This window comes from Isoptericola sp. BMS4, assembly GCF_011634835.1.
Lineage (GTDB): Bacteria > Actinomycetota > Actinomycetes > Actinomycetales > Cellulomonadaceae > Isoptericola.
Genome location: NZ_SIRP01000001.1, coordinates 1,579,643 through 1,602,509 on the forward strand (window position 1 = coordinate 1,579,643; position 22,867 = coordinate 1,602,509).

Annotated in this window: 23 protein-coding genes; 16 read left to right on the forward strand and 7 right to left on the reverse strand. The window is 74.4% G+C overall.

The genetic code is table 11. The annotated features are described in order from the left end of the window. Positions 1-324 precede the first annotated feature (324 nt). Entirely contained in the window at positions 325-837 is a 513-nt protein-coding gene (locus tag EYB28_RS06995) for a dsRBD fold-containing protein (RefSeq protein ID WP_166846001.1), read from the forward strand. 5 nt (positions 838-842) lie between these two features. Here the strand turns inward: EYB28_RS06995 and EYB28_RS07000 are convergent, their stop codons facing one another. Both EYB28_RS07000 and EYB28_RS07005 read right to left on the reverse strand, forming a co-directional pair. Further along, positions 843-2,099 (reverse strand): RNA polymerase sigma factor, encoded by a 1,257-nt coding sequence (locus EYB28_RS07000; protein ID WP_240930419.1) that lies wholly within the window; start codon positions 2,097-2,099, stop codon positions 843-845. Between the two features lie 43 nt (positions 2,100-2,142). Beyond that, complete coding sequence (locus tag EYB28_RS07005) at positions 2,143-2,529, reverse strand: YciI family protein (protein ID WP_166846002.1); 387 nt, start codon at positions 2,527-2,529, stop codon at positions 2,143-2,145. Positions 2,530-2,694: 165 nt separating this feature from the next. Here EYB28_RS07005 and EYB28_RS07010 point away from each other — a divergent pair, with 165 nt between their 5' ends. From EYB28_RS07010 to EYB28_RS07020, 3 genes are read left to right on the forward strand one after another with little or no spacing between them, the layout of a single operon-like run. Further along, on the forward strand, positions 2,695-3,555 hold the full coding sequence (locus tag EYB28_RS07010) for an ABC transporter substrate-binding protein (protein ID WP_166846004.1): 861 nt from the start codon (positions 2,695-2,697) through the stop codon (positions 3,553-3,555). 22 nt (positions 3,556-3,577) lie between these two features. Continuing rightward, positions 3,578-4,456 (forward strand): amino acid ABC transporter permease, encoded by an 879-nt coding sequence (locus EYB28_RS07015; RefSeq protein ID WP_166846006.1) that lies wholly within the window; start codon positions 3,578-3,580, stop codon positions 4,454-4,456. Next, on the forward strand, positions 4,453-5,238 hold the full coding sequence (locus EYB28_RS07020; RefSeq protein ID WP_166846008.1) for an amino acid ABC transporter ATP-binding protein: 786 nt from the start codon (positions 4,453-4,455) through the stop codon (positions 5,236-5,238). The genes EYB28_RS07015 and EYB28_RS07020 overlap by 4 nt, the downstream gene beginning before the upstream one ends. Positions 5,239-5,253: 15 nt before the next feature. On the opposite strand, the gene EYB28_RS07025 is transcribed toward EYB28_RS07020, so the two are convergent. Continuing rightward, the gene (locus EYB28_RS07025; protein WP_166846010.1) at positions 5,254-6,438 is read right to left on the reverse strand and encodes an epoxide hydrolase family protein; all 1,185 of its coding nucleotides are present in this window, start codon (positions 6,436-6,438) and stop codon (positions 5,254-5,256) included. Between the two features lie 159 nt (positions 6,439-6,597). On the opposite strand from EYB28_RS07025, the gene EYB28_RS07030 reads away from it, so the two are divergent. Together EYB28_RS07030 and EYB28_RS07035 are read left to right on the forward strand one after the other, a co-directional pair. Beyond that, positions 6,598-7,173, forward strand: a complete 576-nt coding sequence (locus EYB28_RS07030) for an ABATE domain-containing protein (RefSeq protein WP_166846012.1) — start codon at positions 6,598-6,600, stop codon at positions 7,171-7,173. A 110-nt stretch (positions 7,174-7,283) separates the two neighbouring features. Beyond that, on the forward strand, positions 7,284-8,183 hold the full coding sequence (locus EYB28_RS07035) for an NAD(P)-dependent oxidoreductase (RefSeq protein WP_166846014.1): 900 nt from the start codon (positions 7,284-7,286) through the stop codon (positions 8,181-8,183). Positions 8,184-8,261: 78 nt separating this feature from the next. Here EYB28_RS07035 and EYB28_RS07040 read toward each other — a convergent pair whose 3' ends face one another. Beyond that, a complete protein-coding gene (locus tag EYB28_RS07040; RefSeq protein ID WP_166846016.1) occupies positions 8,262-9,665 on the reverse strand; it encodes a sodium:alanine symporter family protein in 1,404 nt (467 codons plus the stop codon). A gap of 135 nt (positions 9,666-9,800) precedes the next feature. On the opposite strand from EYB28_RS07040, the gene EYB28_RS07045 reads away from it, so the two are divergent. The 4 genes from EYB28_RS07045 to EYB28_RS07060 all read left to right on the forward strand — a co-directional run bounded on the left by EYB28_RS07045 (position 9,801) and on the right by EYB28_RS07060 (position 12,881). Then, on the forward strand, positions 9,801-10,370 hold the full coding sequence (locus EYB28_RS07045) for a toxin-antitoxin system HicB family antitoxin (protein ID WP_166846018.1): 570 nt from the start codon (positions 9,801-9,803) through the stop codon (positions 10,368-10,370). A gap of 71 nt (positions 10,371-10,441) precedes the next feature. Beyond that, a complete protein-coding gene (locus tag EYB28_RS07050; protein WP_166846020.1) occupies positions 10,442-11,284 on the forward strand; it encodes a DUF4097 family beta strand repeat-containing protein in 843 nt (280 codons plus the stop codon). A gap of 9 nt (positions 11,285-11,293) precedes the next feature. Then, positions 11,294-12,100, forward strand: coding sequence for an ABC transporter ATP-binding protein (locus tag EYB28_RS07055; protein ID WP_370459448.1), 807 nt, complete (start codon positions 11,294-11,296; stop codon positions 12,098-12,100). A gap of 1 nt (position 12,101) precedes the next feature. Further along, on the forward strand, positions 12,102-12,881 hold the full coding sequence (locus EYB28_RS07060; RefSeq protein WP_304599237.1) for an ABC transporter permease: 780 nt from the start codon (positions 12,102-12,104) through the stop codon (positions 12,879-12,881). Between the two features lie 90 nt (positions 12,882-12,971). Here EYB28_RS07060 and EYB28_RS07065 read toward each other — a convergent pair whose 3' ends face one another. Then, the gene (locus tag EYB28_RS07065) at positions 12,972-13,358 is read right to left on the reverse strand and encodes a universal stress protein (protein WP_166846022.1); all 387 of its coding nucleotides are present in this window, start codon (positions 13,356-13,358) and stop codon (positions 12,972-12,974) included. Positions 13,359-13,439: 81 nt separating this feature from the next. Here EYB28_RS07065 and EYB28_RS07070 point away from each other — a divergent pair, with 81 nt between their 5' ends. Beyond that, positions 13,440-13,751, forward strand: a complete 312-nt coding sequence (locus tag EYB28_RS07070; protein ID WP_166846024.1) for a zf-TFIIB domain-containing protein — start codon at positions 13,440-13,442, stop codon at positions 13,749-13,751. A gap of 27 nt (positions 13,752-13,778) precedes the next feature. Here EYB28_RS07070 and EYB28_RS07075 read toward each other — a convergent pair whose 3' ends face one another. After that, positions 13,779-14,222, reverse strand: coding sequence for a SufE family protein (locus EYB28_RS07075; protein WP_166846026.1), 444 nt, complete (start codon positions 14,220-14,222; stop codon positions 13,779-13,781). 112 nt (positions 14,223-14,334) lie between these two features. Next, the gene (locus tag EYB28_RS07080; protein WP_166846028.1) at positions 14,335-15,273 is read right to left on the reverse strand and encodes a sulfurtransferase; all 939 of its coding nucleotides are present in this window, start codon (positions 15,271-15,273) and stop codon (positions 14,335-14,337) included. Between the two features lie 415 nt (positions 15,274-15,688). Here EYB28_RS07080 and EYB28_RS07085 point away from each other — a divergent pair, with 415 nt between their 5' ends. From EYB28_RS07085 to EYB28_RS07105, 5 genes are all read left to right on the forward strand, one after another. Continuing rightward, on the forward strand, positions 15,689-16,222 hold the full coding sequence (locus EYB28_RS07085) for a nucleoside deaminase (protein WP_166846030.1): 534 nt from the start codon (positions 15,689-15,691) through the stop codon (positions 16,220-16,222). A gap of 32 nt (positions 16,223-16,254) precedes the next feature. Then, positions 16,255-17,745 (forward strand): NCS2 family permease, encoded by a 1,491-nt coding sequence (locus EYB28_RS07090; RefSeq protein ID WP_370459449.1) that lies wholly within the window; start codon positions 16,255-16,257, stop codon positions 17,743-17,745. A gap of 62 nt (positions 17,746-17,807) precedes the next feature. Next, the gene (locus tag EYB28_RS07095) at positions 17,808-19,028 is read left to right on the forward strand and encodes an XdhC family protein (RefSeq protein WP_166846032.1); all 1,221 of its coding nucleotides are present in this window, start codon (positions 17,808-17,810) and stop codon (positions 19,026-19,028) included. Next, positions 19,019-19,876 carry a xanthine dehydrogenase family protein subunit M gene (locus EYB28_RS07100; protein WP_166846034.1) on the forward strand — a complete coding sequence of 286 codons (858 nt, stop codon included), beginning with the start codon at positions 19,019-19,021 and terminating at the stop codon, positions 19,874-19,876. Before EYB28_RS07095 ends, EYB28_RS07100 begins: the two co-directional genes overlap by 10 nt. Continuing rightward, positions 19,873-22,791, forward strand: a complete 2,919-nt coding sequence (locus EYB28_RS07105) for a molybdopterin cofactor-binding domain-containing protein (protein WP_166846036.1) — start codon at positions 19,873-19,875, stop codon at positions 22,789-22,791. The genes EYB28_RS07100 and EYB28_RS07105 overlap by 4 nt, the downstream gene beginning before the upstream one ends. Positions 22,792-22,867 lie beyond the last annotated feature (76 nt).

Here is a 22,867-nt window from a genome sequence, read left to right on the forward strand (position 1 = left end):
TCTCCTGTCGTGGCCTGCACGGATACCCCGTCAGCGGACACACATTTTGACCGCTAACCCGACGTCGCTCGTGAGGTCGTGCTCTCGGTCGTGGTGTCCCTCGCGTCCCGGGGGCCCGGATGTCGCTCGCACGGGTCGCCGCCGGCATCCCGGTAGCGCCGTCGACGTTGGCGACCACGACTCCGGCGGGTGGGAACGGCCGCCGCCCGGGCAGGCCGACCCGGTCGCGCACCTCCTCCGGCTCCCGGCGGTCCGCCCATGCCTGTCCCGCCGAGCGGGCGCATGATGGACGGACGGGACGTCCACGCGGCGAGGAGGTCGACGATGAGGGCGACGGTGGGAGACCGGATCGTGGTCGCGTCGGGGGTGGTCGGCGGTGCCGTGCGCGAGGGGGTCGTGGTCGCGTGCCCGCACGGTGACGGCACCCCGCCCTACCAGGTGCGATGGTCGGACACGGACGAGGAGTCCCTGGTCTTCCCGGGGTCGGACACGCTGGTGCAGCGCGAGGACGGCCCGGGCGCCGAGGAGCCGACGCGGGCCCGGTCCGTGACGTGGCAGGTGCAGGTGACGCTCGTGGAGTCGGCAGGGTCCACGACGGCGGAGGCGATGCTCGCGGCCGGGCCGGCGGCCTCGGCGACGCCGGGCGGGCCGGCGGACGTCGGCACGCTCCGCGCCGTCGGGCACACGCGCAGGAACCCGGACGACGTCGAGGTCCCGCTGATCGGTGACGAGGTGGCCGCGGGACGGGCGCTGCGCCGGCTCGCGGACGCGCTGCTGGGGCAGGCGGAGCAGGACATCTCCGCGCAGACGGGGCACCAGGCGCACGTGCACCCCTGAGGCGGTCACCCGGCGGCGTCGCGGCGCCGCCGCAGGTGGTCGCGCTCGAGGTCGTGGTCGCACAGCGCGATCGCCGCGTCGAACGACGCGCGGGCCGCCGCCAGGTCGCCGGCCCGGGCCAGGAGCTCCGCACGCACGGCGGGCAGACGGTGGCCCCGCAGCGCGACGCCGGCGAGGGCGTCGAGCCCCGCGTGCGGGCCGTGCACCTCGGCGACGGCGACGGCACGGTTCAGCCGCACGACGGGGCTGTCGGTGAGGGCCACGAGCTCGTCGTAGCGCGCGAGGATCCGGTCCCACGCCGTCGCGTGCGCGGTGGGCGCGACGGCGTGCTCGGCCGCGACGAGCGCCTGCAGCAGGGTCGGCGTCGCCGGGGCGGTGGCCTGCGGCAGGACGAGGGTGAGGCCTTCGGCGATCTCGTCGTGGTGCCACCGGGAGCGGTCCTGGTCGGGCAGCAGCACCAGGTCGCCGTCGCGCACCCGGGCGTCGCGGCGAGCGTGCTGCAGCAGCATCAGGGCGAGCAGCGCGTCGAGGTCGGCGTGGTCGAACCCGGCGGGGACGACGTCCCGCAGCACGCGCACCAGGCGGATCGCCTCGCCGGCGAGCTCCGTGCGCACGACGGCGTCCCCCGACGACGGCGCGTAGCCGGCGGTGAACGCGAGGTACGCGACGTCGGCGACCACCCCGACCCGGTCGGCGAGCTCGTCGCCGCGGGGCAGGGCGAACCGCTCCCCGGCGAGACTCTTGCGCGCCCGGGTGAGGCGGGCGGCCGCGGTGGGGGTGGACAGCAGGAACAGCCGGGCGATCTCGGCGGTGGGGACGCCGAGGACGAGGCGCAGCGTGAGTGCGGCCGCCGCCTCGCGGGACAGGCGGGGGTGCGCACAGAGCAGGACGAGGCGCAGCCTCTCGTCGACCAGCCGCTCCCCGGCGTCGGCCATGACGCGCCGCGCCTCCTGCGCGACGTCGGCCTCGACGGCCAGCAGCGGCATGGAGCGGGCGAGCACCTGCTCGGAGCGCAGCCGGTCGAGGACCCGCCGCCGGGCCGCGGTGAGCAGCCATGCGGCGCCGTTGGCAGGCTGCTCCGCGTCCGTCCACGACCGGGCGGCGGCCTCGAACGCGTCGGCGAGGCCGTCCTCGGCGAGGTCGAGTCGTCGGTACCGCGCGACGAGCAGGGCCAGGAGACGGCCCCACTCGTCGCGCATCAGGCCGGCGAGCCGCGCGCGGGCCGCGCCGCCGCCGTCGGTCACGGCTCGACGACCGGCCACGCATCCACGCAGTGCCGCTCCTCGACCACCAGCACGACGACACTCACGACGCGTCTGCCGCATGGTCGACGACGGCGCGGATCTCGACGCCGCCGTCGGCATCGTCGGAGGCGGGGTCGGCGGCGAGGAGGCCGCACACCTGCGCCAGGTCGTCGAGGTCGTCCGACTCCACCAGGTAGAAGCCGGTGAGCTGCTCGGTGGTCTCCGCGTACGGGCCGTCGGTGACGACCACCCGCCCACGGGCGTCGCGGCGCACGTGCCGCGCGTCGCGGGAGTGGGCGAGCTCGGCGCCTCCGGTGACGCGGTGCCCGCGCTCGGCGAGCACGCGGGCGAACTCCTCGTGCCGGGCGTAGACGTCCGCGCGGCGTTCGGGGCTGGACCGCTCCCATGCGTCCTCGGCGCCCGGGAGCAGTACGACATAGGTGGTCATGGGTCCATCGTCCTTCCTGAAGGTGGGTCTGACACCTCGATGACGGGTGGGTCGGGCGGGAATCGACAACCGCGGCCGCTGTGACGTGTGACCGCCGCCATGTCCCGCGCCGCGACGACGGGCATAGGCTCGACGACGTCCCGTCCCGCCGCCGGAAGGCCCGCCGTGCGCACCACCCGTCCCGTCCTCGCCGCCGTCCTGCTCCCCGCCGTCGCGCTCGCCGCGGCCGCCTGCTCGGGCGGCGACGGCGAGCCCACCGGCGAGGGGTCGCCGAGCGCGTCCGCCGGCTGCACCCCCGAGGAGCTGCAGACGCTCACCGCCGGGACCCTCACCGTGGGCGCGAGCGAGCCGTTCGAGCCCTGGTACGTCGGTGAGCCCAGCAGCGGCGAGGGCTTCGAGTCGGCGCTGATCTACGCCGTCGCCGACGAGCTGGGGTACGCGAAGGACGACGTCGAGTGGACGTCGGTGACCTTCGAGCAGATCATCAGCCCCGCCATCAAGCCGTTCGACGTCGCCGCGTACCAGACGACCATCACCGACGAGCGGCGCGAGGCCGTCGACTTCTCCAGCCCGTACCTCACCAGCCGCCAGGGCGTCGTCGTCGCCGACGACGGCGAGTACGCGGACGCGTCGAGCCTCGCCGACCTCGAGGGCGCCACGGTGGGCGTGACCGCGGCGCAGACCTCCCTGGACGCCGTCGAGGCGGCCTGGGGCGACGCCGTCGAGACCCGGCCGTTCAACGCGGCCGGCGACGGCATGACGGCCCTGTCGTCGGGGACCATCGACGCCATGGTGATGGACGTCGACCAGGGCGTGGCGGCCTCTACCGTCTACTTCCCCGACACGCAGGTGGTGGGCAGCCTGCCGCCGGTCGGCGAGCCCGAGCAGCTCGGGCTCGTGCTCGACAAGGACTCCGCGCTCACCGACTGCGTGTCGCAGGCCGTCGACACGCTCGACGAGGACGGCACGCTGGACGAGCTGCGCACCGAGTGGCTGAAGTCCGACGACGTCCCCGAGCTGTCCTGACGACGCCCGGCGAGACCCGCACATGACCGGCGACGGCACCTGGGTCCCGTCCGAGCGGGCGCGCGCCCGCTCGACGTTCCGCCGCGCCCAGCGGCGGCGCGCGACGCTCGTGGCGGGCGTCGCCACCGCCGTCGTGCTCGCCGCCGTGGTGTACGTCGTCACGACCGCGCCCGGCTGGGAGCGGGCGCGCGAGGCGTTCTTCTCCCCGGAGCGGGCGTGGGAGGTGCTGCCCGACGTCGCCGCGGGCCTGTGGCTGAACCTGCGCGTGTGGGTGGTGGCGAGCGTCGTCGGCCTGGTGGTGGGTATGCTGCTCGCCGTCGTGCGGACGTCACGGATCGCCGCCCTGTTCCCGCTGCGGATGCTGGCCCTGGTGTACGTGGACGTGTTCCGCGGGGTGCCGCTGCTGCTGGTGCTCCTGCTGGTCGGCTTCGGGCTGCCGGCGCTGCGGCTGCCGTGGCTGCCGGTGAGCGCCGCGTTCCTCGGCGGGCTGTCGATCGTCGTGTGCTACACGGCCTACCTCGCGGAGATCTTCCGCGCCGGCATCGAGTCCGTGCACCCGTCGCAGGTCGCGGCCGCGCGGTCCCTCGGCCTCTCCCGCGGCCAGGCGGTGCGGCGCGTCGTGCTGCCGCAGGCGGTGCGCAACGTCGCCGCGCCCGTGGCGAGCATGCTCGTGTCCCTGCAGAAGGACTCCGGGCTCATCTCGATCCTCGGCGCCGTCGACGCGATCCGCGCCGCGCAGATCGCGACCACCGGCGACTACAACTTCACGCCCTACGTCGTGGCTGGGGTGCTGTTCCTGCTGGTCTCGATCCCGCTGACGCGCCTGGTGGACGCCTGGTCGGCGCGCCAGGGCTGGCGCCGGGAGCTGCACGGCGTCGCCGGGGCGGGGGTGGTGCGATGACCGCCGATCGTCCCGAGCCGCTGCTGTCGCTGCGCGGTGTGCGCAAGTCGTTCGGCTCCGGCCCGCCGGGGAGCCCCTCGCGCACCCTGGTGCTCGACGGTGTCGACCTGGACGTGGCCGCAGGGTCGTGCGTCGTCGTGGTCGGCTCGTCGGGCTCCGGCAAGTCGACGCTGCTGCGCGTCGTCGACCTGCTGGAGGAGGTCGACGACGGGCAGGTGCTGCTCGACGGCGAGGACGTCGCCGACCCGTGGGTCGACGCGGACGCGGTGCGGGCCCGGCTCGCCATGGTCTTCCAGCAGTACAACCTGTTCCCGCACCTGCGGGTGCTGGACAACGTGACGCTCGCGCCCCGCGTGGTGCACGGCGTGCGCCGCCGGGACGCCGAGGACGCCGGTATGGCGATGCTCGAGCGCGTGGGCCTGGCCGACCGCGCGCGGGCGTACCCGGACCAGCTCTCCGGCGGCCAGCAGCAGCGGGCGGCCATCGCACGGGCGCTGGTGAACGGGCCCGAGCTGCTGCTCCTCGACGAGGTGACGTCCGCGCTCGACCCCGAGCTGGTGGGGGAGGTGCTCGACCTGCTGCTCTCGCTGCGCACGGAGGGCGTCGCGGGCCGCGCCACGACCATGCTCGTCGCCACTCACGAGATGGCCTTCGCCCGCGAGGTCGCCGACGAGGTCGTCTTCCTGCACGCCGGGCGCGTGCACGAGCGCGGCACGCCCGAGCAGGTCCTCGGCGACCCGCGGCAGGAGCGCACCCGGGAGTTCCTGCGTCGCCTGCGCTGAGGAGCCGTCGCGGACTCAGGACCCGCGGTCGCGGGCGTCCAGCACCGCCGCGAGGCCGCTGCGCAGGTCCTCGACGAAGTCGTCGGGGACCTCCAGCGACGGGAAGTGGCCCCCGGTCTCGGCCGCTCGCCACCGGACCAGGCGCCGGTACCGCACCTGCGCCCAGGGGCGCGGGCACTTCTCGATGTCGTGCGGGTACACGACGACCGCCGACGGGACGTCGACCCGCAGCTCGGGGTCGAGCGAGAGGTGGCTCTCGGCGTAGATCCGGGCGGACGACGCGCCGGACCGCGTCAGCCAGTACAGGGTGACGTTGTCGAGGAACCTGTCCCGCGAGACCGTCTCGAACGGGCTATCCCGGGTGTCCGTCCACTCCGCGAACTTGTCGAGGATCCAGGCCAGCAGCCCGACCGGAGAGTCGACGAGGAAGTAGCCGACGGTCTGCGGCCGGGTCGCCTGCTGCTTCGAGAACGCCCCGCGCGGGCCGTCCCAGAAGTCGCGGGTCTCGGCGACCCACGCCCGCTCGGTCGCCGTGAGCCCGTCCGTCGGCAGCCCGGGGGGCGCCTGCGCGGTCGTGGTGTGGATGCCGAGCACGTGCTCCGGGTGCCGGCCGCCGAGGATCGTGGTGATCGGGCCGCCCCAGTCGCCGCCGTGGGCGAGGAACTCGTCGTAGCCGAGCCGCCCCATCAGCTCGACCCAGGCGTCCGCGACCCGCTCGATCCCCCACCCCGTGGTGGCGGGCTTGTCGCTGTGCCCGAAGCCCGGCAGCGACGGGACGACGACGTGGAACGCCGGCGCGTCCGGGTCGCCCGGCTCCGCCAGCTCGTCGACGACGTCGACGAACTCGGCGACGCTGCCGGGCCAGCCGTGGGTCAGGACCAGCGGGGTGGCGTCCGCGCGTGGGGACCGACGGTGCAGGAAGTGGATCCCCAGGCCCTCGACGGTCGTGCGGAACTGGCCGATCTCGTCGAGCCGGGCCTCGAACGAGCGCCAGTCGTACCCGGTGCGCCAGTACTTCACGAGGTCCACGAGGTCGTCCAGCGGCACGCCCTGCGCCCACCGGCCGGCGCCGGGCGGGGCGCCGCGGACGGTCTCGGGCTCCGGCAGCCGCGCGGCGGCCAGCCGTGCGCGCAGGTCGTCGAGGTCGTCGTCGGTGGCGCGGGCGTGGAACGCCCGGACCTCGCCCGCCGGGCGGCTCACGGGCGGACCCCGCCGGGGAGTGCGGTCGCGGCGTCGGTGACGCTCCGGTGCACGGGCATGGGGGCCTCCTGGTCGTGGACGGGCCAGCATCGAACGAAGAACCGACTAAGACGGTTCTATCCTGGTCGACGCGGACACGCAACCGGCTATGGTGGTTCTATGCCCGACCGGTACCCCGACTTCCGCCTCGGCACGGTCCTGGCGACGAGCTTCACGGCGACCCTGACGGAGCGCCGCGGGGACGCCGTGGAGCGCATCCCGACCCCGGGCCGCCTCGCCGACTGGCTGGCGGTGAGCGGCCTCGCCGTGGAGTCCTGCACCCCCGCGCAGCTCGACCGCGCCCGGGAGCTGCGGGAGGCTATCCACGCCACCGCGACGGCGGCCGCGCTCGGGGAGCCCCTGCCCGCGGCCGCCGTCGCGGTCGTCAACGACCGCAGCGCCCGGGGCCGGGCCGTGGCCGTCCTGACGCCCGAGGGCGACCGGCGGTGGCGCCTCGGCGCGACGTCGTCCGTGGAGGACGCCCTCGGGGTGGTCGCCGCCGATGCGATCGCCGTCGTCTCCGGCGAGCGTGACGGGCGGCTGGCCCTGTGCGCGTCGCCGACCTGCCGGGCGGCCTTCTTCGACACCAGTCGGAGCCGGACCCGCCGGTGGTGCGACATGAACACGTGCGGGAACCGTCAGAAGAAGGCGCGCTTCCAGGCCGCCCGGCGCAGGGGCTCAGGACCGGGCCGGTAGGCGTGCCCGAACCGGTCCGATGCGGGGTGGTGCGTCGCCGGACGGGGTAGTCTCGCCGCGGCGCCAGGGTCCCGGCGCCGACGACGACGGCGACGACGGGGAGTGGCGGCATGCGCGGGACGACGGACGGGGGACGGGTCGGACCGGTAGGGTTCCTCGGGACCGGGCCCATGGGCGCGCCGATGGCGCGGCACCTGCTGGCCGCGGGGTTCGACGTCGCGCTGTGGAACCGCACGACGGCACGGGCCGCGGCGGTGGCCGAGGATGAGCCCCGCGCCACGGTGGCCGCGACGCCGGCGGACGCCGCGCGGCCGGTCGTCGTGGCGATGCTGCCGGACCTGCCGCAGGTGCGCGACGTCGTGGACCGCGCCGACGGGCTGCGGGCCGGGTGGGCGGCCGCCGGCGTCGCGGACCCCGTCCTCGTGGTCATGTCGACGGTGAGCCCCGTCGCGGTCGCCGCCTGGGCGTCCGAGCTCGCCGCCGACGGCGTGCGGCTCGTCGACGCGCCGGTCAGCGGCGGCGTGGAGGGCGCGGAGGCCGGGACGCTGAGCGTCATGGCCGGCGGCGCCGAGGAGGACGTCGTCCGGGTGCGGCCGCTGCTCGACGCGATGGCCGGCACGGTGCGCCGGCTCGGCCCGGTCGGCGCCGGCTCGCTGACCAAGGCGTGCAACCAGATCGTCGTCGGCGGCACGCTCAACGCCCTGGCCGAGGCGGTCGCCGTCGCCCGCACGGGCGGGCTGGACCTCGAGGCGGTCCTCGACGTCCTGGGGGCGGGGCTGGCCGGGTCGCGGCTTCTGGCCGACAAGTCGCGCCGCTACCTCGCGGGCGACTACGACCACGGGGCCGCGTGCCGCACCCAGCTCAAGGACCTGGAGTTCGGGATCGCCGCCGGCGAGGAGCTCGGCGTGGACACGGCCGTCACGCAGGTCGCACGCGACCGGTACCGGCGGATGGTCGAGCGCGGCGACGCCGAGCTCGACCACAGTGCCGTGGTCCGCGTCGTCTCCTGATCCATCCCCTCGGTGCTGTGGGCGCGAGATCGGTGGAAAGATCGCCGGGAAAGCGCCGATCTCGCGCCCACAACGGTGTCAGCGGGCCGGGGTGTAGTCGGCCAGTGCCGAGGGCGGGTCGGTGAGGTCCGGGTCCTGGGCCAGGTAGGCCCGGGTCTCGCGCACGATGAGCCCGGACAGGACCAGGATGCCGACGAGGTTCGGCAGGGCCATGAGGCCGTTGAGGATGTCCGCGATGCCCCAGACGAGCTCCAGCTCCCACACAGCGCCCACGAAGCACACGACGGTGAACAGGGCGCGGTAGGGGTACGTCGCGCGGACGCCGAAGAGGGACGCGGCGCACCGCTCGCCGTAGTACGACCAGCCGATGACGGTCGACACGGCGAAGAACACGACGACGATCGCCACGATCGCCCCGCCGAGGGAAGCCAGCGGGCCGGACGACATGCCCTCCGCCGTCATCGCCGCGCCCTCCTCGCCGCTCGTCCACGCGCCGGAGGAGATGATGACGAGGCCGGTGAAGGTGACCACGACGATGGTGTCGATGAAGGTCTGGGTCATCGACACCAGGCCCTGGCGCACCGGGTGGACGCTCTTGGCCGCCGCGGCGACGATGGCGGCCGACCCCAGGCCGGACTCGTTGGAGAACAGGCCGCGCGCCACGCCGAACTGCAGCGCCGCGGCGACCGTGGAGCCGACGAAGCCGCCCGTGGCGGCGGTGCCGGTGAACGCGTCGGTGAAGACCATCGCGAAGGCGTCCGGGATGGCAGCGGCGTTGGCGCCCAGGACGAGCACGCCGGCGACCAGGTAGACGAGGATCATCGTCGGCACGAAGGACGCCGTGACCGCGCCGATGCGCTTGATGCCGCCCAGCAGGACGACCCCCACGACCACCATGACGACGGCGCCGGACACGACCGGCGGCACGCCGAACTCGGACTCGAGCGAGCCGGCGATCGTGTTGGTCTGGGTCATGTTGCCGATGCCGAAGGCGGCCAGGGCGGCGAAGACGGCGAACGCCCCGGCGAGGACCTTGCCGACCGGCCCGCGGATCCCGCGCCGCAGGTACTCCTGCGGGCCGCCGCGCTGCTCGCCGCGCTCGTCGACGACGCGGAAGCGGGAGCCGAGGAACGCCTCCGAGTACTTGGTGGCCATGCCCACCAGGCCGGTGATCCACATCCAGAACAGGGCGCCCGGGCCGCCCAGGCCGATGGCGGTCGCGACCCCGGCGATGTTGCCGACGCCGACGGTCGCCGCGAGCGCCGTCGTCAGGGCCTGGTAGTGCGAGATGTCGCCCTCCGCGTCGCCGGGCTCCTTGCGCTTCAGCAGACCCAGGCGCAGCGCTGCGCCGAGCTTGCGGAACTGCAGGCCGCGCAGCCGGACGGTCATGAACAGGCCGGTGCCGAGCAGCAGCGGGATGAGCAGCCACGGGCCCCAGACGAACGAGCCGATGTCGCCGACCAGCGTTGCGAACGTGTCCATGCGCGCACGCTAGCAGCGTGAGGGCACGCGGATGTGACCTGCGCCTCATCGGTTCTCGACGCTCCAGAGGCCGGCGACCCACGGGATGACACCATCGCTCTTGCCGTGACGTCACGATGGTGTCATAGTGGTGTCATGGACCTGAGCAGATACGTCGACCAGCTGCAGCACCAGCTCACCACCGCGGCCGCCGCGAGCGGCGACGAGGCCCGTGAGCTGGCGGTGCGGCTGACCGCCCCGCTCGACGCGGCGACCCGTCTCGTCCTGCTCGACGCGCTCTCGGACGCGGCCGGCGAGATCTCCGCCGAGCTCGCCCCCGGGTCGGTGGACGTGCGGCTCCGCGGCGGCTCGCCCGAGTTTGTCGTGGCCCCGCCCGCGGGCGCCGCGGGCCCGGGGCGTGCCGACGGCTCGGAGCCAGGCCGGCCGGGCGAGGCGGGCGAGGCCGGTGAGCCGCCCCCCGCGGACCCGTCGGCGCGACCCGAGGACGCACCCGCCACCACCCGCACCACCCTGCGTCTGCCCGACCACCTCAAGGCGCAGGCCGAGGTCGCCGCCGCCCGCGACGGCGTCTCGGTGAACACGTGGCTCGTGCGCGCGGTCGCCGCCGCGCTCGAGCGACCCTCGGGCCCGCCGTCCGCCGGCTCTGCCGCCCAGGCCGGTACCGCGCGGCGCGGCGCCGGCCGCGTCACCGGGTGGGTGCGCTGAGCCGCGACCGCCCCGCCCGCCTCACCCGACACCGCTCGACACCACTCTGACACCACTTCTGGAGCTCCGCCATGCCCACGTTCCCCGCCTCCGGCCCCGTCCCCGTCGTCGTGGAGGTGCCGTTCGCCCACCTGCACGTCGTCGCCTCCGAGCGTGACGACGTCGTCGTCACCGTGCTGCCCGCCGAACCGGGCAAGTCCGGCAGCGTGCGCGCCGCCGGCGACGTGCTCGTCTCCCGTGAGGGCGACGCCGTCACCGTCACCTACCCCGGGTCCTGGAAGCAGTGGGTCCTGCCCTTCGCCGCCGGGACCGCGGCCATCACCGTCGAGGTGCCGACCGGCTCCTCCGTGCGCGGCAAGACCGGCTCCCTGTTCGCGGAGGGCCTCCTCGACTCCGTCGAGATGACGCTGTCGGCGGGCGACGCCCGGGTCGACGACGTCGCCCGGCTCGACGTCAAGGTCGCGGCCGGGTCCGTCGTCGCGCGCCGCGTCGACGGGACGGTCGACGTCAAGGTGAGCGCCGGCGGCGTCCGCATCGACGAGATCGCCGCGGACGGCGCGATCCGGGCCACGAACGGGACCACCACCGTCGGCTCGGTGTCCGGCTCCCTCGACGTGCACGGCTCGAACGGCGAGATCGTGGTGAGCCGGGTGCGCGGCACCCTCACCGCGAAGTCCGCCCACGGCGGGGTACGGGTGAGCAACCTCGAGTCCGGCAGCGCCACGCTCACGACGTCCTTCGGCGCGATCGAGGTCGGCGTGCCCGAGGGCACCGCGGCCTACCTCGACGTCGCCTCCGAGCACGGCAGCGTCCGCAACCAGCTCACCCCCACCGAGGGCCCCGTCGAGGACGAGGCCACGGCGGAGATCCACGCCAGCACCGGCTACGGCGACATCGTCGTCCGCCGACCCTGAGGAGTTCTCATGACCAGGAACCGCACGTCGACCGCACGGAAGGAACGGGGCACCGGAATGAACGCCGCGATCTCGATCCGCAACCTGACCAAGTCCTTCGGGGACAACGCCGTGCTGAAGGGCGTGGACCTCGAGGTCCGCCCCGGGACGATCTTCGCCCTGCTCGGCTCCAACGGGGCCGGCAAGACTACGACGGTCAACATCGCCTCGACGCTGCTCGCGGCCGACGGCGGCTCGGTGCGGGTCGCCGGCCACGACGTCGCCGAGTCGCCCGAGGAGGTGCGCCGGTCCATCTCGCTGACGGGCCAGTTCGCCGCCGTCGACGAGGTGCTCACCGGACGCGAGAACCTCGTGCTGATCGCCCGCCTCCGCCGCGTCGACGCCCCGGCGAAGGTCGCGGACGACCTGCTCGCCCGCTTCGGGCTGACCGACGCCGCCGACCGGCCCGCCAGCACCTACTCCGGCGGCATGAAGCGGCGGCTGGACATCGCGATGAGCCTCATCGGCTCGCCCGCGATCATCTTCCTCGACGAGCCGACCACGGGCCTCGACCCCGAGGCCCGCCTCGAGGTCTGGAAGACGGTCCAGGAGCTGCGGGACGGCGGGACGACCATCCTGCTCACCACGCAGTACCTGGACGAGGCCGAGCAGCTCGCGGAGCGCATCGCGATCCTGCACGGCGGGACCATCATCGCGGACGGCACGCTCGACGAGCTCAAGCGCATGTTCCCGCCCGCGAAGGTCGAGTACGTCGAGAAGCAGCCCACCCTCGAGGAGATCTTCCTCGCCATCATCGGCGCCAAGGAGGCGAACTGACATGGCTGTGACCCAGCCCGCGACCCTGCCCGCGATGATCCACGACACCAACGCGCTGACCGGGCGCCTCATGAAGGCGATCCTGCGCAGCCCCGACACGATCATCACCGTCGCGCTCACACCGATCGCCATCTTCGTGCTCTTCCGGTACGTCTTCGGCGGGGCGATCGAGACCGGGGAGGAGAACTACACCAACTACCTGCTGCCCGGCATCCTCATCATCACGATCGCGTCCTCCGTGGCGTACACGGCGCTGCGGATCTTCACCGACACGCAGAAGGGCATCACCGCCCGCCTGGCGACCATGCCGATCTCGCGCTCGTCGGTGCTGTGGTCGCACGTGGTGACCTCGCTGGTCTCCAACCTCGCCACGGCCGCCGTCATCATCGGCGTCGGGTTCGCGATGGGCTTCCGCCCGGACGCCGGCCTCGGCGGTTGGCTCGGCATCGCCGGGGTCCTGGGGCTGTTCACGCTCAGCCTCACCTGGCTCGCCGTGATCCCCGGGCTGGCGGCGAAGACCATGGAGGGAGCGACGGCGTTCTCGTATCCGCTGATCTTCCTGCCGTTCCTCAGCTCGGCGTTCGTCCCGACGGCGTCCATGCCCGGGCCGGTCCGATGGTTCGCCGAGAACCAGCCCGTCACCTCCGTCGTCGACACCCTGCGCTCCCTCATCGAGGGCACGCCGGTCGGCAACGACATCTGGGTGGCGCTGGCCTGGATCGTCGGCATCGGGGCGGTGGCGTACGTCGTCGCCCTCCGCCGGTACCGCAAGGCGGTCTGACCCCGTCCCTCAGAGCGTTGTGGGCGTGATCTTGGCGCTATTCCAGGTCGGAATAGCGCCAAGATCACGCCCACAACACTCGGGGTGGGGTCAGGCGTCGTAGACGTCCTTGACGACCAGCACGGGGGCGGGAGAGTCGAGCAGCACGCGCTGGGTGGTGGTGCCCATGAGGAAGGTGCCGGCGCTCGACCGCTTGCGCGAACCGACCACCACGAGGGCGGCTCCGGTCGCGTCGGCGGCGTCGAGGATCGCGTCGGCGGGCTCCGTCCCGGCGTCGCGCCGGGTCACCGGCTGCACCTCGACCACCTCCGGGGCGGCGGACAACCGTGCGGCGAGGGCGTCGCCCGCGGCCGCGTCGTCGGGCGGGGCGAGGTTCACCACGTGCAGGGGGAGCCGCCGCCGGGCCGCCTCGGCCAGGGCCGTGGTCAGGGCGGCCTCGCCGTGCGGGGACGGGTTGTAGGCCACGAGCACCGTCATGGCCACACTCTCGCACATCGACCGGAACCGCGGTGACGCTCCGCTCGTTCTTGAGGACAACCGACTAAGGAGCAGCCGGCGATGCAGTGTCCTCACGACCAGACCGTCCTGGTGATGACCGAGCGCAAGGGCGTCGAGATCGACTACTGCCCGCGGTGCCGCGGGGTGTGGCTCGACCGGGGCGAGCTCGACAAGATCATCGACCGGTCGCTGGAGGCCGAGATCGCGACGGAGGCCCTCGGTCCACTCCGACCCGCGCCGGCGTCGTCCCCGGCCCGGTACGAGGACGACCGTCGCGTCGACGGAGGCTACGCCGGGTACGACCGGCGGGGCGGCGACGACCGCCGTCGCAAGAAGAAGGAGTCCTGGCTCGGGGACCTCTTCGACTTCTGAGCCCGGGCCCGACGCCCCGCCCGGCCGCTACGCGGCGAGCTGCTCGCGCACCTGGCGCTTCGCGCGGGTGAGCATCCCTGCCATGCCGTTGAGGCGCAGCGGGCTGACGGCGCGGGTCAGCCCGATCATCAGCGGGAAGTCGTCCGGCACGTCCAGCACCTGCTGGGCGGTCAGCCCGGACAACCCCTGCGCGAGGATCGAGGCGAACCCGCGCGTCGTGGGCGCCTCCTGGGGCGCCGTCGCGAAGAAGCGCACGACGTCGCCGTCCACCTCCGCGAACGCGCGCACCGGCGACTGGCACTCCTCGACCGCCTCGAGCAGGCCGGGGGCGCTCGCGTAGCGGTCGGGCAGGGCGGGCAGCTCGCGGGAGAACTCCAGCAGCAGCTGCAGGCGCTCGCGCTCGGGCAGGGCGAGGAAGTCCTCGCGGATCTCGGCGAGCGACTCGGGCAGCGCGGGGGCGGCGTCGTTCATGGGTCCAGTCTGTCGCAGGTGGATGGTGGACCGGGACGGCGGCCCGGGATCCGGTCGGCAGTCGCGCCGACCGGGTCCCGGGCCGCCGCCGTGGTCGTGGCGGTCGGGCGGGTCAGGCCACCGCGACCTTCTGCGCCGGCCCCGCCGGCACCTCGCCGGGCGCGTCGCCCGCGACGATCGGCACGCGCACGGCGTTGCCCCACTCGGTCCAGGAGCCGTCGTAGTTGCGCACGTCGTCGATGCCGAGCAGGTAGCGCAGCGCGAACCACGTGTGGCTGGAGCGCTCGCCGATGCGGCAGTAGGTGATCACCGAGTCGTCGAGCTGGATGCCGAGACCGCCGTCGCGGTAGATGGCCTCGAGCTCGGCGCGGGTCTTGTAGGTGCCGTCCTCGGACACGGCGGTGGCCCACGGGACGCTGCGGGCCGTGGGGATGTGGCCGCCGCGCAGCACGCCCTCCTCTGGGTAGTCCGGGATGTGCAGGCGCTCGCCCGTGTACTCCTGCGGGGAGCGGATGTCCACGAGCGGGCCGCGGCCCAGGTGCGCGAGGACGTCCTCCTTGAAGGCCCGGAACGTGGTGTCGTCGCGCTCCACCACGGGGTAGTCGCCGCGGGCGGGCGCCGGGACCTCGGTGGTGAGCTCGCGCTCCTCGGCGACCCACAGGTTGCGGCCGCCGTCGAGCAGGCGCACGTCCTCGTGGCCGAACAGGGTGAAGACCCAGGCGGTGTACGCGGCCCACCAGTTGTTCTTGTCGCCGTACAGGATGATCGTCGTGTCCCGCGAGATGCCGCGGCTCGCCAGCAGGTCGGCGAAGCCGGCGCCGTCGAGGTAGTCGCGCTCCACCGGCTGCAGCAGGTCCGTGTGCCAGTCGATCTTCACCGCGCCGGGGATGTGCCCGGTCTCGTACAGCAGCACGTCCTCGTCGGACTCCACGACGACGAACCCGTCCGTGTCCTGGGCGGCGAGCCGGTCGGCGAGCCACTGCGTCGTCACGAGGCGCTCGGGGTGCGCGTACTCGGCGAGACGGGGCGTCGGGTCGGTGGGAGCGGGCATGGGTCCTCCATCGGTGGCGTCGGCCGTCGGCATGGGTGCCGGTGCGTACGAGCCACTGTAGGAAGGGCGCCACCAGCGGGGACACCCCGTGTCCATGATGTGGGACCACGATGCGAGATGATGGTCGCACCCGATCAAACCTTCGTGATGCGGAATTAGTATTCCAAAATGCTTGTGGTTCCGGTCGTCGGCTGCTAGCGTCGAGCATGCCTACGGCGGGCCCGGGCCGAGCCGGCGTCGATGTCGACGCCGGTCCGGTGGTCGACGAGATCGATCCGACACCGGCAGCTATCTACCAGGCGGCATGAAGGACAACTCGCCTGCAGCGGCCCGCCGAGCGCCCGGTCCTCCCGGCCCGGTGGAGCCTCGGACCGGTACGCCCCGGCGGTCGCTGCCCGAACCGTGGAGACTCACCATGGAACGCATCGCCGTGGACACGTCCGTGTCACCCAGCGCGGCCATTCCCGTGGACGCAGCACACCTCGAGAAGGCCGTCACCCTCGCCGTCGACAGCGTCGCGAACGCCGGCGGTCCCTTCGGCGCCGTGATCGTCACCCGTGACGGTCGCGTCGTCGAGGGGAACAACCGCGTCACCCAGGACCACGACCCCACCGCCCACGCCGAGGTGACCGCGATCCGGCGCGCGTGCGCCGAGCTCGGCACGTTCGACCTGTCGGGCGCCGTGCTGTACTCCAGCTGCGAACCCTGCCCCATGTGCCTCGCCTCGGCCCTGTGGGCACGCGTCGAGGCCGTGTACTTCGCCGCCGACCGGTACGACGCGGCCGACGCCGGGTTCGACGACGCGGCGTTCTACGACTTCTTCGCCGCCCGGCTCGGGAACGCGCCTGGGACCGGGGCCGAGATCATGACCGTGCGCCACGAGCGCACCCCCTCCGCCGTCGCGCCGTTCGACGCCTGGCGCGTGCTCGAGTCCCGCATCACCTACTGACGCCCGCCGGCCGGAGGAAAGGACACAAGGACGTGACCATCCTGGGAACGCGGCGGGACACCGCCGAGAACGACGACACCCCCACCACCGGCACCCGGCGCGGCGCGCTGGACCGGCTGTTCAAGATCACCGAGCGCGGCTCCACCCCTGGCCGCGAGGTCCGCGGCGGCCTGGTGACCTTCTTCGCGATGGCGTACATCGTCATCCTCAACCCGCTGATCCTCGGCGGCACCAGCGCCGAGAACGCCCCCACCGACGTCGCCGGCGGGTGGCTCGCCACCGCGCAGGTCGGCGCCGTCACCGGCCTCGCCGCGGGCGTCATGACCATCCTGTTCGGGCTGGTCGCGAACCTGCCGTTCGCGCTCGCCGCGGGGCTCGGGATCAACTCGTTCCTCGCCGTGGCCGTCGTCGGCGACGTCACCTGGCCCGAGGCGATGGGCCTCGTGCTGATCAACGGCGTGCTCATCGTGGTGCTCGCGGTCACCGGGGCGCGCTCGGCGATCTTCAACGCCGTGCCCCGGCAGCTCAAGGCCGCGATCACCGTCGGCATCGGCCTGTTCATCGCCTTCATCGGGTTCGTCGACGCCGGGTTCGTCACCGCGACCGACGGCGGGCCCCCGGTGCAGCTCGGCGACGCGGGCTCCATCTCCTCCGTGCCGACCCTCGTGTTCGTGCTCGGGCTGGTCACGATGGGCGTGCTCGTGGCCCGGAAGGTCAAGGGCGGCCTGCTCATCGGGCTCGTCGCCACGACCGTCGTCGCGATCGTGGCCGAGGCGGTGCTGCGGCTCGGGCCCGCCGGCGAGGAGAACCCGGGAGGCTGGCACCTGTCCGTCCCCGCCCTGCCCGACCAGCTCGTGTCGGTGCCGGACCTCTCCCTGCTCGGGCAGTTCAGCCTGGGTGCGTTCGACCGGATCGGGGCGCTCGCGGCGACGATGCTCGTGTTCACGCTGTTCTTCACGAACTTCTTCGACGCGATGGGCACGATGACGGGCCTGGCGAAGCAGGGCGGGCTGGCCGACGCCGACGGGAACTTCCCGCGCATCAAGTCGGCGCTCGTCGTCGAGGGCGTGGGCGCGGTGGTCGGGGGCGGCACGTCGTCGTCGTCGAACACCGTGTTCGTGGACTCGGCGGCGGGCGTCGGCGAAGGGGCCCGCACCGGGCTGGCGTCCGTCGTCACGGGCGGGCTGTTCCTCGTGGCGATGTTCCTCACGCCCCTGACGGCCGTCGTCCCGATCGAGGTCGCCAGCGGCGCCCTCGTGGTCGTCGGGGCAATGATGATGAGGGAGATCAAGGAGATCGACCTGGGCGACTTCTCCGTCGCCCTGCCGGTGTTCCTCACCGTCGTGACGATGCCGCTGACGTACTCCATCGCCAACGGCATCGGGATCGGCTTCATCACGTGGGTCCTGCTGCGCTTCGCCTGCGGCCGGGTGCGCGACGTGCACCCGCTGCTGTGGGTGGTCGCCGCCGGCTTCCTCGTGTACTTCGTCCGCGGGCCGCTGTCGGCGGCCATCGGCGCCTGATCCGCACGGTGCCGGGGCGGGCGGCACGGCCCGCCCGCCCCGGCGCCGGGGGAGGACAGAAGATGCTCACCCTCGCAGACCGGCTCGCCGGCTGGCTCGCCCCGGGCGCGCCGCCGTTCGCCGTGGCCACCGTGGTCGCGGCCACCGGCTCCGTACCCCGCCCCGTCGGCACCGCGATGGCGGTGCGCGCCGACGGCGCCGTGCTCGGCAGCCTGTCCGGCGGCTGCGTCGAGTCCGCCGTGCACGCCGCGTGCCTCGACGCGATCGCCGTCGGCGAGTGCCACCGCGAGTCCTTCGGGTACTCCGACGACGACGCGTTCGCCGTCGGCCTCACCTGCGGCGGCACCCTGGAGGTGCACGTGCAGCCCGTGGATCCCGCCGACGACGGCGATCCGGCCGTCGCCGCCCTGCGCGGGGCGGCCGCCGAGGAGCGGCCGAGCGTGCTCGTGCGCCGCCTTGACGTCGCGCGCCGCACCGCCGTCGTCCTCACCCCCACCGACGTGTCAGGCCCAGCGCGAGGTATACACCGCGCCGGGTCTGACAACTCGCTCAGGAGGCTGGTCGCGCTGCCGGCGGTCACGGCCCAGGTCGCGGCGGTCGTGCGGTCCGGGCGGACCGCGACCGTCCACGCCGCGCCGGGGATCGCCGGCGGCGCCTGCGAGGAGGAGCCGGTGACGCTGCTCGTCGAGACGCGGCGAGCGGCGCCGCGGTTCGTCGCCGTCGGCGCGAACGACTTCGCGGGCGCGCTGATCCGGGCGGTCCACCTGCTGGGGTACCGCGTCACGCTCGTCGACGCCCGCGAGGTGTTCGCCGCCCCGCGCCGGTTCCCGCAGGCGGACGTCGTCGTGGACTGGCCCGACCGCTACCTCGCCGCCGAGGCCGCCGCCGGGCGGCTCGACGCCCGCACCGCCGTCGCCGTGCTCACCCACGACGCGAAGTTCGACGTCCCGACGCTGCGCACGGCGCTCGGCCTGCCGCTCGCCTACGTCGGGGCGATGGGCTCGCGCCGCGCCCACGCCCAGCGCATGCAGGCCCTGCGCGACGACGGCGTCCCGCCCGAGGCGCTGGCCCGCCTGCGCTCGCCCATCGGCCTCGACCTGGGCGCCGTCACCCCCGAGGAGGTCGCGGTCTCGGTGGTCTCCGAGCTGGTCGCCGTGCGCTACGGGCGCACCGTCGCCGCCCCGCTGAGCGTCACCGACGGGCCGTTGCACCTCACCCCCGACACTCCCGCCGACACCCCGCTCGGCGCCCCGCACGGGAAGGAGCTCGCCCCGTGGACCTGAACACCGTGACCGACCTGGTCCCCACGGCCGACCCCGCCGACTGGCGCGAGGGCGACGCCTGGCTGGCCGGCGGCACCGTGCTGTTCTCCTACGGCAGCCAGACCCTGCGCCGACTGCTCGACCTCACGAGCGCCGGCTGGCCCGCGCTCACCGTGACCGACGAGGGCCTGGAGATCGCCGCCACCTGCACGATCGCCGAGCTGTACGCGCTGCCCGGCACCGTGGACCCGGCCGTGCGGCAGGCGTGGCCCGCCCTGGACCTCGTGCGCCGGTGCGCCGACTCGTTCGTCGCCTCGTTCAAGGTCTGGAACGCCTCGACCGTCGGCGGCAACATCGCCACGTCGCTGCCCGCCGGCCCGATGATCTCGCTGACCGCCGCGCTCGACGGCACGGCCGAGGTCTGGGGGCCCGGCGGCGCCCGGCGCACCCAGCCCGTCGCCGAGCTCGTCACCGGCGACCGGCGCAACACGCTCGCGCCCGGCGAGCTGCTGCGCGCGATCCGCCTCCCCGCAGCGGCGCTGTGTGCCCGCACCGCGATCCGGCGGCTGTCGCTGTCCAACCTGGGCCGCTCCGGCGTCCTGGTCGTCGGGCGCCTCGACCGGCCCGACGACGGCGGTGCGCTCGTCGTCACCGTCACGGCGTCCACGCGCCGCCCGGTGCAGCTCCGGTTCGCCGCCGGCGCCCACCCCGATGCTGCCGGGCTCGCGGGCGCGATCGACGCCGCGATCCCCGCCGACCTGTACCACGACGACATCCACGGGCTGCCCGCGTGGCGCCGCGACATGACCTACCGGCTCGCCGAGGAGATCCGCCGCGAGCTCGCGACGACCGACGGAGGCCGGCCATGACCGACACGACCACCCGCCCGTCCGCCGCCACCCCGGGCGCGGCACCCGTGCTGCGCGTCGACGGCCGCGAGGTCGCCGCCGAGCCGCGGCCCGGCCAGTGCCTGCGCACGTTCCTGCGCGAGCAGGGCGCCCTCGGGGTGAAGAAGGGCTGCGACGGCGGCGACTGCGGCGCCTGCACCGTGCACGTCGACGGCGTCCCCGTGCACTCCTGCCTCTACCCGGCACGCCGGGCCGCGGGCCACGAGGTGACGACGATCGGCGGGCTGGCAGGCGAGGACGGGGAGCTGCATCCGGTGCAGCAGCGGTTCGCCGACGCGCAGGGGTTCCAGTGCGGCTTCTGCACCGCCGGGATGATCATGACCGCCGCGACGTTCGACGACGCCGACCGTGCGAACCTGCCCCGCAGCCTCAAGGGCAACTTGTGCCGCTGCACCGGCTACCGGGCGATCGCGGACGCCGTCCTCGGCGACGACGCCTGCGGGACCGACCACCCGGCCGGGGCGGCGCCCTGCGACGCCGCCCACGACGGCTGGACGGCGGCGCACGCCCGCGGCGAGGCCGGCGGCGTGGCCGGCGCGCCGCCGTCGAGCACGGCTTTCGGGACCAGCGAGCCCGCCCCCGCGAGCCGCGCCGTCGTCACCGGGCAGGCGCGCTACACCCTCGACGTCGACCCGGACGCCTACTCCGGGCTGCTGCACCTCAGGCTCGCCCGCTCGCCGCACGCGCACGCCCGCGTCGTCGCGGTCGACGACACGGCGGCACTCGCGGTCCCCGGGGTGCGGGCCGTGCTCACGCACGCCGACGCGCCCGCCGCCCGGTTCTCGACCGCCCAGCACGAGCTGTGGACCGACGACCCGGACGACACGCGCATCCTCGACGACGTCGTGCGGTACGTGGGGCAGCGCGTGGCCGCCGTCGTGGCGGACTCCGTGGCCGCCGCCGAGGCGGGCGTGCGCGCCCTGCGGATCGACTACGAGGTGCTGCCCGCCGTCGTCGACCCCGAGGAGGCGATGGCGCCCGGCGCGCCGCTCGTGCACCCCGAGCTGGACGCCGCCGCCGCGCGGGTCTCGCGACCGGAGGCCAACGTCGTCGCCGAGGTGCACTCCGAGCTCGGCGACGTCGAGGCCGGCCTGGCGGAGGCCGCCGTCGTGCACGAGGCCACCTACCGCACCCAGCGCGTGCAGAACGCGGCCCTGGAGACGCACGCCGCCATCGCGTCGTTCGACGACGACGGCCGGCTCGTCGTGCGCACCTCCACCCAGGTGCCGTACCTGGCGCGCCGGCACCTGGCGCGCGTCCTCGACCTGCCCGACGACCGGGTGCGGGTCTACTGCGCGCGCGTGGGTGGCGGGTTCGGCGGCAAGCAGGAGGTGCTGGTCGAGGACGTCACCGCCCTGGCCGCCCTCAGGCTGGGGCGCCCCGTGCAGCTCGAGCTCACCCGCACCGACACGTTCGTCGGCACGACCACGCGCCACCCGTTCCGGATCCACGTCCGGGCGGGTGCCCGGTCCGACGGCACGCTGACCGCGCTGCACCTGGACGTGCTGAGCAACACCGGCGCGTACGGCAACCACGGCCCGGGCGTGATGTTCCACGGCTGCGGCGAGTCGATCGCCGTCTACACGTGCGCCAACAAGAAGGTCGACGCGCACTGCGTCTACACCCACACGCCGCCCGCCGGCGCCTTCCGCGGGTACGGGCTCAGCCAGATGATCTTCGCCGTCGAGTCCGCCATGGACGAGCTCGCCCGGCAGCTCGGGATGGACCCCCTCGAGCTGCGTCGCCGCAACGTCGTGCGCCCCGGCACCCCGATGCTGTCGACGGCGCCCGAGCCGGAGGAGGACGTGCTGTACGGCAGCTACGGGCTGGACCAGTGCCTCGAGCTCACCGACGACGCCCTGGCCCGCGGGCGCGCCCGCGACGTCGCCGCGTACGGCGCCGACCCGCGCGACCCGGCGCTGCCGTGGCTGGGCGAGGAGTGGGGCGTCGGCGAGGGCACCGCCGTGTCGATGATCGACACCGTGCCCCCGCGCGGGCACCTCGCGCACGTGCGGGCCCGGCTGCGGGCCGACGGCGTCGTGGAGGCCGAGGTCGGCACCGCCGAGTTCGGCAACGGCACCACGACCGTGCACGCGCAGCTCGTCGCGAGCGCGACGGGACAGCGGGCGGCGGACGTCGTCGTGCGGCAGTCCGACACCGACCTCGTGGACCACGACACCGGCGCGTTCGGCTCCACCGGGACCGTCGTGGCGGGCAAGGCGTCGCTCGCGGCGGCCACGGAGCTCGCCGAGCGGCTCCGGGTGGTAGCGTCGTCGCTGACCGGGGCGCCGCCCGCCGACTGCCGGCCGGTGCCGGGCGGCGTCGAGTGCGCGGGCCGGCTCGTGCCGCTGGCCGAGGTGGCCCGGCACGCCGACGCCGCCGGGGTGCGGCTGGAGGCGGAGGGTCGCTGGGGCGGCACCCCGCGGTCCGTGGCGTTCAACGTGCACGGCTTTCGCGTCGCCGTGCGCCGCGGCACCGGGGAGATCCGCATCCTGCAGAGCGTGCAGGCCGCCGACGCGGGCGAGGTCGTCAACCCGCGCCAGTGCCGCGGGCAGGTGGAGGGCGGCATCGCCCAGGCTCTCGGCGCGGCCCTGTACGAGGACGTGGTGGTCGACGACGCCGGGCGCGTCACGACCGACATCTTCCGCCAGTACCACCTGCCCACGTTCGCCGACGTGCCCCGCAGCGAGGTCTACTTCGCGCGCACCAGCGACACGACCGGCCCGCTGGGCGCGAAGTCGATGAGCGAGAGCCCGTTCAACCCCGTGGCGCCGGCGCTCGCCAACGCGGTGCGGGCGGCGACGGGCGTGCGGTTCACCGAGCTGCCGCTGGCCCGGGACAGGGTCTACCTGGGGATGAAGGCCGCTGCGTCCTGACACGGGAGGTCGTGGGCTCGAGGGTCGCGTCGCGAGGCGTCCACTCGGTCGCTCGTCCCTCGCGACCTCCCGCCAG

Excerpts from the sequence above, each read along its gene's own strand:
- EYB28_RS06995 (WP_166846001.1), top strand. The coding sequence starts at position 325 with ATGAGGGCGACGGTGGGAGACCGGATCGTGGTCGCGTCGGGGGTGGTC.
- EYB28_RS07005 (WP_166846002.1), bottom strand. The coding sequence starts at position 2,529 with ATGACCACCTATGTCGTACTGCTCCCGGGCGCCGAGGACGCATGGGAG.
- EYB28_RS07015 (WP_166846006.1), top strand. The coding sequence starts at position 3,578 with ATGACCGGCGACGGCACCTGGGTCCCGTCCGAGCGGGCGCGCGCCCGC.
- EYB28_RS07020 (WP_166846008.1), top strand. The coding sequence starts at position 4,453 with ATGACCGCCGATCGTCCCGAGCCGCTGCTGTCGCTGCGCGGTGTGCGC.
- EYB28_RS07030 (WP_166846012.1), top strand. The coding sequence starts at position 6,598 with ATGCCCGACCGGTACCCCGACTTCCGCCTCGGCACGGTCCTGGCGACG.
- EYB28_RS07035 (WP_166846014.1), top strand. The coding sequence starts at position 7,284 with ATGCGCGGGACGACGGACGGGGGACGGGTCGGACCGGTAGGGTTCCTC.
- EYB28_RS07040 (WP_166846016.1), bottom strand. The coding sequence starts at position 9,665 with ATGGACACGTTCGCAACGCTGGTCGGCGACATCGGCTCGTTCGTCTGG.
- EYB28_RS07045 (WP_166846018.1), top strand. The coding sequence starts at position 9,801 with ATGGACCTGAGCAGATACGTCGACCAGCTGCAGCACCAGCTCACCACC.
- EYB28_RS07050 (WP_166846020.1), top strand. The coding sequence starts at position 10,442 with ATGCCCACGTTCCCCGCCTCCGGCCCCGTCCCCGTCGTCGTGGAGGTG.
- EYB28_RS07055 (WP_370459448.1), top strand. The coding sequence starts at position 11,294 with ATGACCAGGAACCGCACGTCGACCGCACGGAAGGAACGGGGCACCGGA.
- EYB28_RS07060 (WP_304599237.1), top strand. The coding sequence starts at position 12,102 with ATGGCTGTGACCCAGCCCGCGACCCTGCCCGCGATGATCCACGACACC.
- EYB28_RS07065 (WP_166846022.1), bottom strand. The coding sequence starts at position 13,358 with ATGACGGTGCTCGTGGCCTACAACCCGTCCCCGCACGGCGAGGCCGCC.
- EYB28_RS07070 (WP_166846024.1), top strand. The coding sequence starts at position 13,440 with ATGCAGTGTCCTCACGACCAGACCGTCCTGGTGATGACCGAGCGCAAG.
- EYB28_RS07075 (WP_166846026.1), bottom strand. The coding sequence starts at position 14,222 with ATGAACGACGCCGCCCCCGCGCTGCCCGAGTCGCTCGCCGAGATCCGC.
- EYB28_RS07080 (WP_166846028.1), bottom strand. The coding sequence starts at position 15,273 with ATGCCCGCTCCCACCGACCCGACGCCCCGTCTCGCCGAGTACGCGCAC.
- EYB28_RS07085 (WP_166846030.1), top strand. The coding sequence starts at position 15,689 with ATGGAACGCATCGCCGTGGACACGTCCGTGTCACCCAGCGCGGCCATT.
- EYB28_RS07095 (WP_166846032.1), top strand. The coding sequence starts at position 17,808 with ATGCTCACCCTCGCAGACCGGCTCGCCGGCTGGCTCGCCCCGGGCGCG.
- EYB28_RS07105 (WP_166846036.1), top strand. The coding sequence starts at position 19,873 with ATGACCGACACGACCACCCGCCCGTCCGCCGCCACCCCGGGCGCGGCA.